Source organism: Salinisphaera sp. G21_0, assembly GCF_017744115.1.
Lineage (GTDB): Bacteria > Pseudomonadota > Gammaproteobacteria > Pseudomonadales > Endozoicomonadaceae > Endozoicomonas.
On sequence record NZ_JAGHQW010000029.1, the window covers coordinates 63,028 to 76,565 of the forward strand.

The window sequence follows — 13,538 nt, forward strand, 5'->3', positions numbered from 1 at the left end:
GAACGGAGTCCAGGTTCAAAATGGCCCAATCATTTAAGAATCATTGCTTACCTTCATCCGTTCATCCTGAGCGGAGTCGAAGGAGGCTCGGGGTGAATGGAACTGGTAGGGAAATGTTAATGGGAAATTCCTCAGAGTGACGATTCCGGTTTCCTCTGAGCCGCGGTGGGTTTATCCGAACCTGCGGCAAGCTCAGGGTGACCGGAACTGGGAAGTTACTAAGGATGTACTCCGCAGCCAGGCAGTCAGGTTAGAACCAGATCTCCATCTGGGCACCGAAGGTCATGCCATCAGAGGTTGTATCAAAGGCGTTCTGGATTTGCGATGGATCGGTCATGGTATCGAAATATTCAAGGCCCAGAGCATTGCATTGGGCTGAATTATTACACGGTGTGCTGTTTGTTCCGGGACCTGTATTGATTGCGTCGGGTGCATCCCAGTTGGCATAGGTAACGAAAACACGGATCTGTGGCCTTACCCAATTTCCAAACTGTGGATGAAATTGCTGAGCCAAGGTGAATTTCAGCAGTTTGCTTTTAAACAGATCGCTGCTGACACCGTCAAATGATGAATTGGCATTCTTGACCTGATCATAACCCAGCTCGACGGTAGTGCTGGTTAAGTCATTCCACTTCCAGGAAGGGCGAATACCGGCAGTTACCCAAGTGGTTTTTTTGCCATAGTTGGGATACATCGTGTCTTTATCGTATTTAACATTGGTGATGCCAAGCACATACATCATATCCAGCTGGGGCATAAGGGATACCGCGCCATGATCCATCACCCGAAACAGTTTGTTGCCTTTAAACCAGTCGGTGGTTTGCAGATACATTCCAGCTGTACCAGCGCCCGGGCCAGTCATGGCATCAGTAGCGTACTGGACGATAAATTTATTAAAGCCACCCATAACATCCCAGGTCAGTTCACCGGTAAGCATCCAGCCATTCTTATCGAAGTAACTTTTACCCTCAGGTATACCATTTATGGGAATTTCCGGAAGCTTATCCGGAGGGCTGCCAATACCGTAGTCAAGTCCCAGTTCCAGCTTCATGTTGTCCATAATCGGTATATCATTCCAGCGGAAATCGAGAATATTAGTGGTGATGTCTTGGCTTTTATATGAATTATTTGACCAGTCGTTGTATTTCATCCCATTCTGATTTCGCACCCAGGCAATATCAAATTTACCCATACCGACATCAATATTCTCAATACCTACACCTGGGCCAGAAAGGTTCCAGTAGTAGTAATCAATTATATGGATATCATGACGATTATAAAAACGTTTGCCGACCCACAACATTGAACCGGGAAGCGCGTTTCCAAAGACGCCATTTGCTTTAATGTTCATCTCCCGAAGAGCAGGTTCAGTGGTTTCATAGTCCCCTTGCTGGCGAACTTTATAGGCAAGATTGGTATCCAGGTAAAACTGCACACCATCCTGGTCAAAAAGATTTGCACCAAACTTCAATTCTGCATAGGTTTCGCACTCATTGCCCAAGCGGTATTTAGAGGGTGCACCCGCAGCCTTAAAGCATAACTGTTGGCCACCCTTATCAGTGCTGCCAATACCGGAACGGGCATAACCGTTGAAGTTAATATCGTCACCGGTGACCGCCAGCGCGCAGGTTGAGGCTGACGCGATAGCCACTGCACCACAATACTGGCACGAACGACGGGATATGGATGAAACTGCTTCAGATAACGCTCCCAACCCGGTGTTCAGGGCTGAAGGTGTTTGATGCCTGGAAAGCATGCTTAGCCTACCTTGTGTGTGTTTTTCTGGCTCCGGCTTTCTTTATCATCCTGCCGCTAATAAAGGCGTGATGTTGTTGAAATAGCCTCGTCACCCTTAGTGAACGAGCATACATAAAAGCTGGTAGCCGTCAGTTAATGTGTGTTGAAAAAGCAAGGCCCGCTTTCCGTGCAGGAAAAGAGTAATAGTTGCGTCGTATAAATTGGGCCGTATTGAATGACGTAACACAGCTTCGACGAAAGGTTGTAGGGTATCCCGATTTTTTTATCTCTGGCTGAAAACCAGCTAGCCAGAGTCTTTTAAGAATTTAGTTCAGGGTTTGGATATGGGCAAAAAAATGTTCACTTTAGTGCTGCTTCTCTGTGTTCACTGAGACGTATAAGCGTTGCTGAACAGTCTTTTCAGGCGCTCAATCAAGATCAGTTTATCCTGCTGGTTCAGGAAAGATCCCAGCTCCAGTTCCTTGCCGTGAGAACGAATATGAATGGAGGGCGCTTTCCATGGATGAGTCGCTTCGCGAATGATCAATTGACACCACAGGCGGTGATAATGGTGGGTGCTCAGTGGTTGATAAAAGCCCTTCTGAATCGTGACCTGATGCTCCTGAAAAGTGATCAGCTCTTTCCGCTGACGCTGCCATGCACAGTAATAGATACCGACAGACAGGGCAGTCACTTCCAGTATGGAAAAAGGCAAGATCACTCTAGCGCCTGCCAGATAGAAGCCGACAGCGATGGCCAGGGACACTACGGTTATCAGCCCCAGTAACAGCAGATTCTGGTGCCAGCTCATGGAGTTATTGGGCTCCAGAAGTATCCTGCCATCCCTGCTTTCAGGGGGGAAGTTTATCGTTACCATTACTCCTCATATCCGATGACCAATGATTACTGACATTGTAGTCAGTTATTCTTTTCATGCCTTGCGGGTCAGCCCAAGATTTTTGAACAATACCCGGTTTTCCTCACTGGCAAATATCTCGCTGATATTGCGGGTCAGTTTGCGGCTCCAGTTACGGTACTCGCTGCTGGTTCCGGGAACATTCACCGGTGTATCCAGTTCAAGCACATCTTCCAGCTGGATAACAATGATTTTGGATGCGGTTTTGCCCAGGTAGTAATGGATCTTTTCCATCAGTTCCCGGCTATAGCCCATAGAATTTAAATCACTGGGGTCTACGCCATGAGGCGCTTCGCCAATATCGGCAAGTGTGTTGAGCAGAGCCAGTTTGTCTTCATGGCGTGCAACTTTTTCCTGCTCTGTTCTGGCCCAGTCGTAGATACCCAGCTCCTGTCGTAGATCAAGGTCATTACAGTTCCACCAGGCCCTGAGCGTGGGAATATCGTGATTGGAAATACAGGTCAGGGCTCGCGATTTGTACTTTTCTGGTGCCAGAAAATGATCTTCGACCCTGGAAAAGAGCACCACTTCATTGGAGTAGCAATGGGCTGGTGGCAGCGCTGCTTCTATTTCCGGCGGTACGGTTCCCAGGTCTTCACCAAAAATCAGGCATTGCTGTCGCTGGCTTTCCAGTTTAATGATGCCTAACAGGTCATTCAGTGGATAATTAACGTACACGCCATAGTCTGCGGTTTTATCCGGCGGACACCACCAGAGCCGGAGTATTCCCATCACATGATCAATCCGCAGTGCAGCGCAGTGCTGCATATTGGCATAAACCATATCGATAAATGGTGCATACGCCTGCTCCCGCAGCCTGTTTGGGTTGAAGGGCGGGAGTCCCCAGTTCTGCCCCTGTGGCGCAACGGTATCGGGGGGAGCGCCGACGCTGGCGTTGAGAACATAGTCGTCACGGTGGGCCCAGACATCGGCACCGCCCCGGTCTACGCCTACGGCAAGGTCCCGGTAAATACCGACACGCATGCCGGACTCAATGGCGGCTTGCTGAGCCTCAGCCAGTTGTTGCTCGGCCAGCCACTGCAGGTACATATAAAATCGAATTCGTTCTTTTGATCGGGCAACAAAATCCTTTACCTTTGGGCTGTCAGGGGCCTGATAGTCCGCAGGCCAGCAGTTCCAGCCCCAGCTATGGATATCTCTGGATCTGAAGTGTTCAAAGAGGGCTTCATAGGTGGCCTGAAGTTCGAGGTCTTGACCTTTTTCTTCACAGTAATGGCCAAAGTCCGCTGACTTGCAGGATTGATTGGTGCTCTCTTTTTGACCAGAAGCTTTTTGACCAGAAGCGTGTTTCTCAAAAAAGTTGAAAGCCATTTCCAGAACAGAAAATTTCAGCGAGGCAACCCGGTCATACTCCACATGTGAGCTGTCCCTGGCTTTCTGTAACTGACGCAGAAAGTCGTCACTGTTCACATGTTGCTGTATTTCCGCCGAATCCTGATACTCCTGCAACGCCGTAACATCGATATACAGTGGATTAATAAAGTTTCGGCTGGATGGGCTGTAAGGGCTGCAATGCAGCGGGTTGGACGGGTAGAGCGAATGAATTGGATTCAGGCCGACAATATCAGCCCCTTGTGGTCCGAGTTTATGCACCAGCTGCTTAAGGTCACTGAAATCCCCCATTCCCCAGTTGTTTTCTGAGCGAAGGGTATAGAGTTGCACACTGACGCCCCAGATTTTTTCGGTAGGGCCGGGCTGTTCAAAGCTGAGAATATCAGGCTCGTAGCAGGTCTGTGGTGCGACGATCAGGCGGCAACTTTCCTGATGGGATTCCAGGGCAACGGATAGCTCATGGTAGCCTGCAGGAAGATCTTCCGGCAAAGGGCAGAGCAGCCGGATCCGCTCCTGTTGATCCACCGAGAGCCTGTCTTGTTCCGGAAGTTCTGACAGGTTTATGGCGAGGGGTATTGAGCGGCTGTCTTCCAGAATGATTTCACCATGTAGCGATTTATTCCGATGGGCTTCATCAACCTGAACGGGAACCGTAAAAAGCTCTCCGCAATGAACCACGTGAACAATAGGAATCAATGATGACCATTGCTTTCGGAGCATGCTGTCGATTGAGGCCTGGACTTCCAGCTCGTTACCGGCGGCAATACCCATGGCTTTTAACGCATTGCGTTTATAGTCCGTCTCAATGGTGACTGGATTGCCAGCTGCATCAATATAATGGGCGGGAATACCACAAAGCTGGGCCAGAGCATCAATCTGCTTTATCTCGTGCATGGTGGACTCTTTTATGGGTAACTTCAGGGGTAACGAAACATAACCGTTGATGACGGCGGGGGCGGATATTAGTGAAAATAGTATAGACGGTATCTGAATTGATTTAATGGTCAGGCACTCCCAATCAGAGTGGCTTATAATGAACAGCTTATTGAGTTTGGTGAAGAATTGCTGGATACACCCAAAGCTGACCCTAACCCGGATATTTCATAAACATGCTCCCGTTCTCGCTTGTCCTTTGCCGCTCTAAGGGTTTGTCCCAGAATAACTTCATCATTTTACTCAGTCCGGGAAAATGTCGCCGCCCGCTGCCCGCATAAGCACAAGCGGTTCCGGATTTTCGGGAAGCGGGAGGCGTGCAGCGGGCAGCGTCTGTAGAAATATGGAAGATATTTCAGGACAATCCCTTACCGGGCAAGAGCAGGAGATGGAACCGCTGATCAACACATGCACAGGATCGGTTGAATGAGCTGTTGGAATATCAACAGGAGGAGAACATTCTACTGGATGCCTGATGCTCTTGTCGGAAATTGATAATCCGGTTTTCTGACCATAGCCTCCTGGGGAAAGTCATTTGGTTGACTGGTTCTCGTCCAAAAACACAACCAATTGAAAACTGTAGATTTTATCCTGAAAAAGTAAGTGGAGCCCTACTGCTATCTGGCGACTAAACTTCCCAAGACCAAGAAACATAAGGGATTGCCAAAAACAGAGGGCTCCAAATGCGAAAAAAACGCAACCCGCAGTGTAGTATGGAACTCTATTACATACCTCATGAAATCTGCTCTCAGCTTTCCGGTATCTCGCAATGGCTTGATGCCCATCCACAGTTCAATGACTGGATTTATGAGGACTTAAGTTCTGGTGATAAACAGAACACTGGGCGGAACGGACTATCAGCAGAATCCGTTCTTCGTGCGGCACTCCTGAAACTGTATTTGAATTGTGATTATGACTACTTGTCGTTTGTTTTGATGGACTCCATGCTTTTTCGAGACTTCTGTCGCCTCGAACCAAACCAGCACCCAAGTCGCTCCAGTTTGCATGGGCTCATCAGCCTCCTTACTGCATCTACGCTGGTAAAGAAGAACGGCATCAGCATTATAAAAAACTGCTGCAGTTGACCCGAAAATCCCGGAAGGTGCATATCGTAGCAACTTTCAAGCTTGCAGACGCCCGTCAGCAGGGGCAGTGCCTCCTGGCTGATGATGCCGAAAAATGGCAGGCTGATGTGGATCACCTGTTGCCCCTGGTGGATGCAATAGTCTCTCAGACAGAGCGCAGGGTCTTGAAGGGTGAAAAGGTGCCAGCCCGGGAGAAAGTGGTTAGCCTGTATGAACCCCATACGGATATCATCGTAAAAGACAGGCGGCAAGTGCAAGTATGGCCATAAACTGAACCTGGTTCAGGGAAAAAGTCGATTGATCCCGGATCTGGTTATCGAGGAAGGTAGTCCAGCGGATTCTGACCGATTCATTCCGATGATGGAAAGACAAAAATAACTTTATGGACGTGTACCTCGCCAGACAAGCAGTGACGGCGGATACGCGTGTCGCGCAAATTTGTAAAAAGCCAAAGCCATGGGAATCAGCGATGTGGCTTTTAATAAAAAACGTGGACTTGAAGTCGAAGAGATGACTAAAAGTCAGTATGTGTATAAAACGCTCTTTCGCTTCCGGGCAGGTATTGAAGCAGGAATTTCCCGGCTAAAAAGATGTTGCTCAGTGCTACGGCACTGTTTGCTGCGATTGGTGATATATCAGCATTTAAAAATGGCAGGGAAATGGCTGCCTGGCTGGGCTTGGTCAATCGACCGGTGGCGTGCCCACGTTGCTGGGGATCAGTAAACGGGGCGATACCTACCTGCGAACCCTGTTGATACACGGTGGCAAAACCGTTGTCAGGGTAGCCGACAAACACGACGATCGCCGTAATAATTGGATTAAAGAGCTTGATCAGCACAAGGGCAAGAATATATCAGCAGTAGCTGTTGCCAATAAAAACGCTCGCATTGCCTGGGCTGTGTTAACCAAGAAAGAGTCGTACAAGGCAGCAGCATGAGCATCGGCATCAAACTATTAAACATTTGTCGTTAGAAAAGAAAAGCAAAAGCGGTTAATCAGTGTAAGAAGCCTGCAACGAGTTGCGTGGATAAAGTTCAAATGATGGCATAAAAGGTAAGACCTGCACTCCCTCGAACCTGACCAGGGTCAGGGCCCGAAGAGGCCGAAGACCTGATGAGGTGGGAGTGAGCGGATTCCATCAGGGCCAGAGGCATTGAGACCTCACCCCAAAGGCCGGTCTCTTTATTAAGAGAATGGAAGCATTACTCTTTAAAAGCCATTGTGACAACTTTCCCTTGCATCGCGGGGCGGACCATATATGACCCCTGCTTTCTTCGGTAAGCAATTTATATATCGGGTGACTGTCTTTATAAGACAGTCACCTGTTTTGATGAATTTTTTTCCTGCTCTGGTGATCAGCGAAGGCATCAATGGTCTCTTTAGATAGCCATGTTGATGATAATACTGCGACAAATATATGGCTGGCAGGGCGTTCGCCGCAAACTTGGCAGAGCCCCCATATAACATTGCGTGATCGCACTGTGATGATTATCGTTTTTTATCCCTGAAAAAAATCATTCGTGCGACTATCCAACTTTTGGATATATTGACTTATAAGTTGGATCATCATCCGTTGCCAGTTTTTTTAGATTTATAACCTCTCGCTCATTCAGGATTCTTGCTTGAGGTATAGAAGATATTGATATGGTGCCGTCAGGTTCAATGGATACTTGGGGTGAGGTTACTATCTGGCAGTCAATGTCAGATGCCGAAAGCAGGCTGATTAATGGTTGTGCACCATTCAGATCTTGTCTCAGGAGCATTGCTCTCATATAGTCACTGCTGTTTGCTTCTCCAAAAGTCAAGATTGCCTTGCCCGGGTTTTCTGTGGTGGAACGTTCAAGAAATTCATTGATTAAACTGGCGGGATTAGGATCTGCCAGAATCAGACCGGTATCATCAATGCTTCCTCCAATCAAATGCATCAGGCTTCTGTTTTGATAGTAGCCGTTGTTTTGGTCGAATTTATCCAGGAGTCCTATTCCTGTGCAATATGTCAGTCCTTCGGTGCGCAGTATAGTTTTTGTGTCAGTGGCAACATAGCGTTTACCCATGGGGACATTATGTGTATTGGCCTCACGAGACAACGTGCGAATAGTGTTTTGCTTTTCTGTATTGTTTGTTTTTCCTATCCTGCGGCCAAATTTGTTGCTGTTGATTTTCTCTACCGCTTGATCTCGCCGGGTTCCCGTATAACTCAGGTCGCTCTGAAGCCTGTTTAGTTCATTGCTGCTGATTGACATAGAAGTTGCGTGTCTAAATGATGAGATAAGGCTTTGCACTGTTTAATCCTCAAAATTGCAAGGTAAGTTTCCTCGTAATTGTTCAGCACCCAGCAAAGGCATATTACTGTAATTCTGAACAGCTTTAAGTAGAGACTGGTATATACCCATAAGTAGCTGACGACAAATAGCTCCGATTTCTGTAGCAGCCTGAGATTTTCTGCTTTAATTTGGCCATTCGAACATCCTGTTCGTTGCCATCGTTGTCGAAGGGGGTTGTAAAATCTGACATTAAGCGCAATGTTTCAGTTTTGAACTCAATGAGTCGTTTAAACAGGTCGTAGGCTTTGGTATGTTTGATTTTTTTTACGCCCAGGCCCTTGCCGATGTTTCTCCATATAGGCGACTAGGCGACTGTTAAAGCACGCTGAAGTAAGTGGTCATAAATCTTCTCAATTCGTTCACGGATAACCCCCCCGGCATTCGCTGCATATCGGTGATCTTAAAGCCCTTGCAATAATGTCAGGAAAGACTGAGTAATTTCATCAGACGGTGGTGGCTTACTGTTGTTTTGATTTTGCCAACCCTGTCTTCCAATTCTCTACATCGTTCTTCCAGGCAGGCAAATCTTATGCGAAGCTGCGTATTCTCTTTCAAGAGAACCTCAGTCGATAAAGTTGCAGGTGACTGTGGAACCATGTTGGCAAATGTTGGTAAAAAATATTGGTTGAGAGTTTGGTATAAAAATCAGAAAATTCCAGATTTAGGTGAGGGGTGCTGAACAGTTACAAATTATCCTCTCTTTTCTTGCCAGTAATTATTGAATTTTATTGCTATTGCAGGCCAAAGCCGTTCATCTAATCAGCTCCATAACTACCCGGATTGTTTAAAGCGGATTTTCCTACCTGATAGCGTCTGAAAGCCTGCGACCATCCATATTGACTACCTCACCTCTGAATTGAGGGAAAAACCAGGGTCAGGTATTTAATTATAAATGACAGTTGTTGCTTATACTAATAAGAAAAGATATTTGCACAATGCAAGGCCTAATGGAATGGTCCGCCCCGTTCCCAAAACGGCTTCAAATGAGCCAAAATAGAATGAGTTTGGTAGGACATCATTCAAAATAAGAAACGGAGCGAACCATCCATGGGCAAGGTTAACAAATCAGGAACTAATCAAAAAGGCCAGGTTGCTTTTCTCGGAATTGATCTGAGCAAAAAGAGTTTCCAGCTACATGGTGTTGATGCCAAAGGTCATGTGGTTATCAAAAAGAAACTTAATCGCAAAGCACTCTTGCCCTTTATTGCTAATCTGCCTCAATGCGCTATTGGCATGGAAACTTGTGGAGGTTAACTACTTATTATGGCCCCCAGTTCGTAAAACCTTACGTAAAGTCAAGCAAGAATGATGCTGCTGATGCTGAGGCTATCTGTGAAGTAATGCAACGGCCCAGCATGTGCTTTGTACCAACCAAAACGATTGAGCAGCAGGATATTCAGAGCCTGCACAGAATACGCAGCCAGGCCGTGGCCAGAAGGACTGCATTGGGTAACCAGATCAGAGGTTTGTTAATACAGGGTCATTATTCCCAAGTGCATAGCCTTCATTCGTAAACAGATCCCCCTGGTTCTGGAAGATGCTGAAAACGGTTTAACAGTGTTGTTCCGTGAACTGCTCAGTGAACTGTACGAAGAGATGAAACACCTGGACGAGCGAGTAGAAAAGCTTGAACAAAAGCTCGAAACCATTGCAGCCAATAATGAAGCTTGCAAACTATTGCTAACCCTACCCGGCATTGGGTTGCTTAGTGCTACAACCCTGTATGCAGCGATTGGTGACATAACGGCATTTAAAAATGGTCGGGAAATGGCAGCCTGGCTTGGACTGGCACCCAGGCAGCATTCTACCGGTGGAGTGCCCACCTTACTGGGGATCAGTAAACGGGGTGACACCTACCTGCGAACCCTGCTCATACACGGTGGAAGAACCGTTGTCAGGGTAGCCGACAAACACGACGATCGCCGTAATAATTGGATTAAAGAGCTTGATCAGCGCAGGGGCAAGAATATATCAGCAGTAGCTGTTGCCAATAAAAACGCTCGCATTGCCTGGGCTGTGTTAACCAAGAAAGAGTCGTACAAGGCAGCTGCATGAACATAGATATTAAACTATTAAACATTTGTCGTTAGACAAGAAAAGCAAAAGCGGTTAATCAGTGTAAGAAGCCTGCAACGAGTTGCGTGGATAAAGTTCAAATGATGGCATAAAAGGTAAGACCTGCACTCCCTTGAACCTGACCGGGGTCAGGGCCCGAAGAGGCCGAAGACCTGATGAGGTAGGAGTGAGCGGATTCCATCAGGGCCAGAGGCATTGAGACCTCACCCCAAAGGCCGGTCTCTTTATTAAGAGAATGGAAGCATTACTCTTTAGTCATGATGGAAAACTTTTCCTTGCAATGCGGGGCGGACCATATATGACCCCTGCTTTCCCCAAGTCCTGAGCAGCCTGGCTGCTCATAAATGATGTTTTATCAAAGCGCTGATTGCCTTTGTCCTTTCTGGACATTGATTACCGACAAAAAAACTGTTTTTTTGGATACTCCCGGTCGTGATATTTGGTTATTTTGGCTTTAGATTCTTTGGATGTCCTGTAATCCGCCTGTAATCCGCCTTGTTTCACCTTATCTCGCCTCCAGCTTTCAATCTCAATGTTTCGGGAATTTTTTGTTAGGCATTCTTACACACTTGTTAGCAATAATTTGCTACCAACAAGTTACAAGGCTCAAAATACTAAAAATTATGAAGGAATAAAGACTTGGATCAATTAGTAAACCCGTCCCTATTGCCAGGGGCATATACCCCAGAACACTCCAAAATGGAGGCAAACAGCTTATCTACAAATAGTGATGATAAGAAGTATCTTCCAGGCGCAGCAGGACACAAAGAAATTAATTGTGGAAATATGGGGCTTTCATCAAGGTGCATTTCTGAGGTTATGACCGAAAAAGATAAGGATAATCACTACATCGACCTTGCAAAAAATATAGTCCTCACTGTAGATCCCACGCTTCATGATTCAATTGATGAGGACTCCTGGAAAAACATGGCTGATAGTTTACAGTTTTCAGGTATTGATTCATTAGAGAAAGCCACTGCTATGGATTTAAAGGTATGCCCTCCATGTCCGGTCTTTCACACATGGGTCGCACTGCATGGTACCACCATATTTAATGGCTTGAATAATCCTGAAAAATACCAGGGGATGAATTATGTTCAAAGGATATTAGAAGAAGGAACTGAACTCAGTAAAAATGATATCCCACTGCTTATAGTGTTTTCAGATATGAAGCTAAGAGAATCTCAAATTGATCAGATGAAGGGTGAATTTAAAAAACATGATAATATCTTATGTGTCTCTTTGGAAACAGACCTACAGCTAGAATTCCCAATAGAATTAAAGGAATATGCTTCATCTATGGACGTTAGGTTTTTGGATTCTATTAGAATTGTTGTATCTCAAAACATTACTAAGACTATAAGTTTTTGCATGGATAAGGCAAAGTCTGAAAACAAACCCCAACTGGCTGATCGTTTAGAAAAGCTCGGCGTTAATCATTTGTTTTATTCAGATATTGATAATCAATGGTTATCCAAACCACCTTATATATTAGCTAGACATGGGATGTTTACTCTGCCAATAATGGCAAAAAAATTGCCACTCATCACCTTTCATTGTGGTGATTGGTTTGTAGAAGAACTATCTGATTATGATAGAGAGCGTTTAAAGGCGCATAGGTCATTTTTCTCTGATTTTCCTTACTTAAATAAAAATAATTCAAAGAAATGGTCTAAGGAGAAAGCGAGAAAGCTATTTGATTATATTTTAAGTGGTAAAGCAAAATTGAATTATCAATATCTATCAAAACAGATCGTAAAAATTTCCTCTGACTATCATTCTCTATTGAAACCTGATGATGAAGTTGTTTCCTGGGAAGGTGACAATGGTTGTTTCTTTGTGACAGAGCACTCTAAAGATGCTTTTTTAAGAGCCGCTTCAAAGAGAATCCAAGAGATAAACCTTCATCAAAAGCCAAATACTAAATGTTGTCATAATCCAGACCCATCATACTATAGAGAAGCTCATAGTCTCGTTGGAATGCAATTACTCAAGCATTATTATTATGGAAAGGATTACACATGGGACGTTTGATAGAAGAGAGGAATGGGTTTAAACCATGCAATGTAATAATCGTTTCTATCGGGCCATTGGCACGCTGGTAAGCGCTCAATTAACGACGTCTTCAAAATTCATCATCTGACTGCCAATCTACCTCCTGTACCCAATACAGGAGATCAACACAGTGGCTCAATCAGAAAAAAGCGTTTCCCGTCCCAGCCCGGAACAGTGGCAGAAAATCATTGATCAGCAATATGAAAGCGGCTTAAACCAGAAAGCATTCTGTCTATCTCGTAATATCAGTCTTTCCACGTTTACACACTGGAAACGGAAGCTCAAGAAAAGAACAGGAGAGCGCTTTCAACCTTCAGGTTGAACCCCAATCAGACTGGATTGAAATACCAACGGATACCTCGAGTGCCGCTGCAGCAAATGACTGGCATATGGAACTTGAACTACCGGGAGGTGTGGTGCTTCGCATGCGCCGTTGATTATGTTTTTTCCCGAATCACAAGTGCGGGTCTGGCTTTATAACAGGCCCACTGATATGAGAAAGTCATACGACGGACTGTCCGCCCTGGTTAAAACCAGGCTGGAAGAAGATCCTCTCAGTGGTCAGTTGTTTGTCTTTCTCAATCGAAAATGCACCCAATGTAAGGTGTTGTACTTTGACCGAAGTGGTTACTGCATCTGGAGCAAGCGACTTGAACAGGGCCAGTTTCATGCTAACGCTGGTGAAACCATCAAACAGGCTCTGGAGTTAACGGATCTGAAGCTTATTCTCGAAGGCATTGATACACGGTCAATTCGTCAATACAAAAGATACCGTAAAAAATGATTAATCAGCCAACAAAATATTGGCAAACCGACTACAGTAAATTCCATGAATTTACCCATTCCTGCCCATACGGTTTCTCACCTTGGGTATTCCGGAAGCATTCGGCCACCCATTCCGGTAACATCCGGCCACTGATTCCGGAAACATTCGGCCACCTATTCCGGTAACATCCGGCCACCCTTTTCCAGCCAGCGGCGCAGTCTATTTCAATAACCGTTACCCTCGTTCTTGAGACCCTTTCAAGGATGACGGGATTGCATCATGAAGAGACTGCC

At 45.8% G+C, this 13,538-nt stretch carries 9 protein-coding genes and 3 pseudogenes; 8 read left to right on the forward strand and 4 right to left on the reverse strand.

Annotation, left to right across the window (positions count from 1 at the left end):
• Positions 1 to 250: 250 nt before the first annotated feature.
• From lamB to malQ, 3 genes are all read right to left on the reverse strand, one after another.
• Positions 251 to 1,756, reverse strand: a complete 1,506-nt coding sequence (gene lamB, locus J7439_RS14730) for a maltoporin LamB (RefSeq protein ID WP_209202746.1) — start codon at positions 1,754 to 1,756, stop codon at positions 251 to 253.
• Between the two features lie 366 nt (positions 1,757 to 2,122).
• Positions 2,123 to 2,614 (reverse strand): DUF2244 domain-containing protein, encoded by a 492-nt coding sequence (locus J7439_RS14735; protein ID WP_209202747.1) that lies wholly within the window; start codon positions 2,612 to 2,614, stop codon positions 2,123 to 2,125.
• Between the two features lie 54 nt (positions 2,615 to 2,668).
• Complete coding sequence (gene malQ, locus J7439_RS14740) at positions 2,669 to 4,900, reverse strand: 4-alpha-glucanotransferase (RefSeq protein WP_209202748.1); 2,232 nt, start codon at positions 4,898 to 4,900, stop codon at positions 2,669 to 2,671.
• 722 nt (positions 4,901 to 5,622) lie between these two features.
• Here malQ and J7439_RS14745 point away from each other — a divergent pair.
• The 4 genes and pseudogenes from J7439_RS14745 to J7439_RS14760 form a co-directional block, all read left to right on the forward strand.
• Positions 5,623 to 6,024, forward strand: coding sequence for a hypothetical protein (locus J7439_RS14745; RefSeq protein WP_209202749.1), 402 nt, complete (start codon positions 5,623 to 5,625; stop codon positions 6,022 to 6,024).
• A gap of 17 nt (positions 6,025 to 6,041) precedes the next feature.
• Positions 6,042 to 6,293: a hypothetical protein gene (locus J7439_RS14750; protein ID WP_209202750.1), complete on the forward strand. Its 252-nt coding sequence runs from the start codon at positions 6,042 to 6,044 to the stop codon at positions 6,291 to 6,293.
• Between the two features lie 115 nt (positions 6,294 to 6,408).
• Positions 6,409 to 6,615 (forward strand): annotated as a pseudogene (locus J7439_RS27495) (ISNCY family transposase); the annotation flags it as partial.
• Positions 6,616 to 6,620: 5 nt separating this feature from the next.
• A pseudogene (locus J7439_RS14760) lies at positions 6,621 to 6,961 on the forward strand (transposase); the annotation flags it as partial.
• Between the two features lie 589 nt (positions 6,962 to 7,550).
• Here the strand turns inward: J7439_RS14760 and J7439_RS14765 are convergent.
• Positions 7,551 to 8,306, reverse strand: a complete 756-nt coding sequence (locus J7439_RS14765) for a hypothetical protein (protein WP_209202752.1) — start codon at positions 8,304 to 8,306, stop codon at positions 7,551 to 7,553.
• 1,089 nt (positions 8,307 to 9,395) lie between these two features.
• Here J7439_RS14765 and J7439_RS14775 point away from each other — a divergent pair.
• From J7439_RS14775 to tnpB, 4 genes and pseudogenes are all read left to right on the forward strand, one after another.
• Positions 9,396 to 10,403, forward strand: a pseudogene (locus tag J7439_RS14775) (IS110 family RNA-guided transposase).
• Positions 10,404 to 11,063: 660 nt separating this feature from the next.
• The gene (locus J7439_RS14780; protein WP_209202753.1) at positions 11,064 to 12,458 is read left to right on the forward strand and encodes a hypothetical protein; all 1,395 of its coding nucleotides are present in this window, start codon (positions 11,064 to 11,066) and stop codon (positions 12,456 to 12,458) included.
• A 151-nt stretch (positions 12,459 to 12,609) separates the two neighbouring features.
• A complete protein-coding gene (gene tnpA / locus J7439_RS27500) occupies positions 12,610 to 12,801 on the forward strand; it encodes an IS66 family insertion sequence element accessory protein TnpA (RefSeq protein ID WP_502950422.1) in 192 nt (63 codons plus the stop codon).
• 117 nt (positions 12,802 to 12,918) lie between these two features.
• A complete protein-coding gene (gene tnpB, locus J7439_RS14785) occupies positions 12,919 to 13,263 on the forward strand; it encodes an IS66 family insertion sequence element accessory protein TnpB (RefSeq protein WP_286198361.1) in 345 nt (114 codons plus the stop codon).
• Positions 13,264 to 13,538: the final 275 nt, after the last annotated feature.

Bases quoted from the DNA above. Each gene is read 5' to 3' on its own strand.
- J7439_RS14745 (WP_209202749.1), top strand. From the start codon at position 5,623: ATGCGAAAAAAACGCAACCCGCAGTGTAGTATGGAACTCTATTACATA.
- J7439_RS14735 (WP_209202747.1), bottom strand. From the start codon at position 2,614: ATGGTAACGATAAACTTCCCCCCTGAAAGCAGGGATGGCAGGATACTT.
- malQ (WP_209202748.1), bottom strand. From the start codon at position 4,900: ATGCACGAGATAAAGCAGATTGATGCTCTGGCCCAGCTTTGTGGTATT.
- lamB (WP_209202746.1), bottom strand. From the start codon at position 1,756: ATGCTTTCCAGGCATCAAACACCTTCAGCCCTGAACACCGGGTTGGGA.
- tnpB (WP_286198361.1), top strand. From the start codon at position 12,919: ATGTTTTTTCCCGAATCACAAGTGCGGGTCTGGCTTTATAACAGGCCC.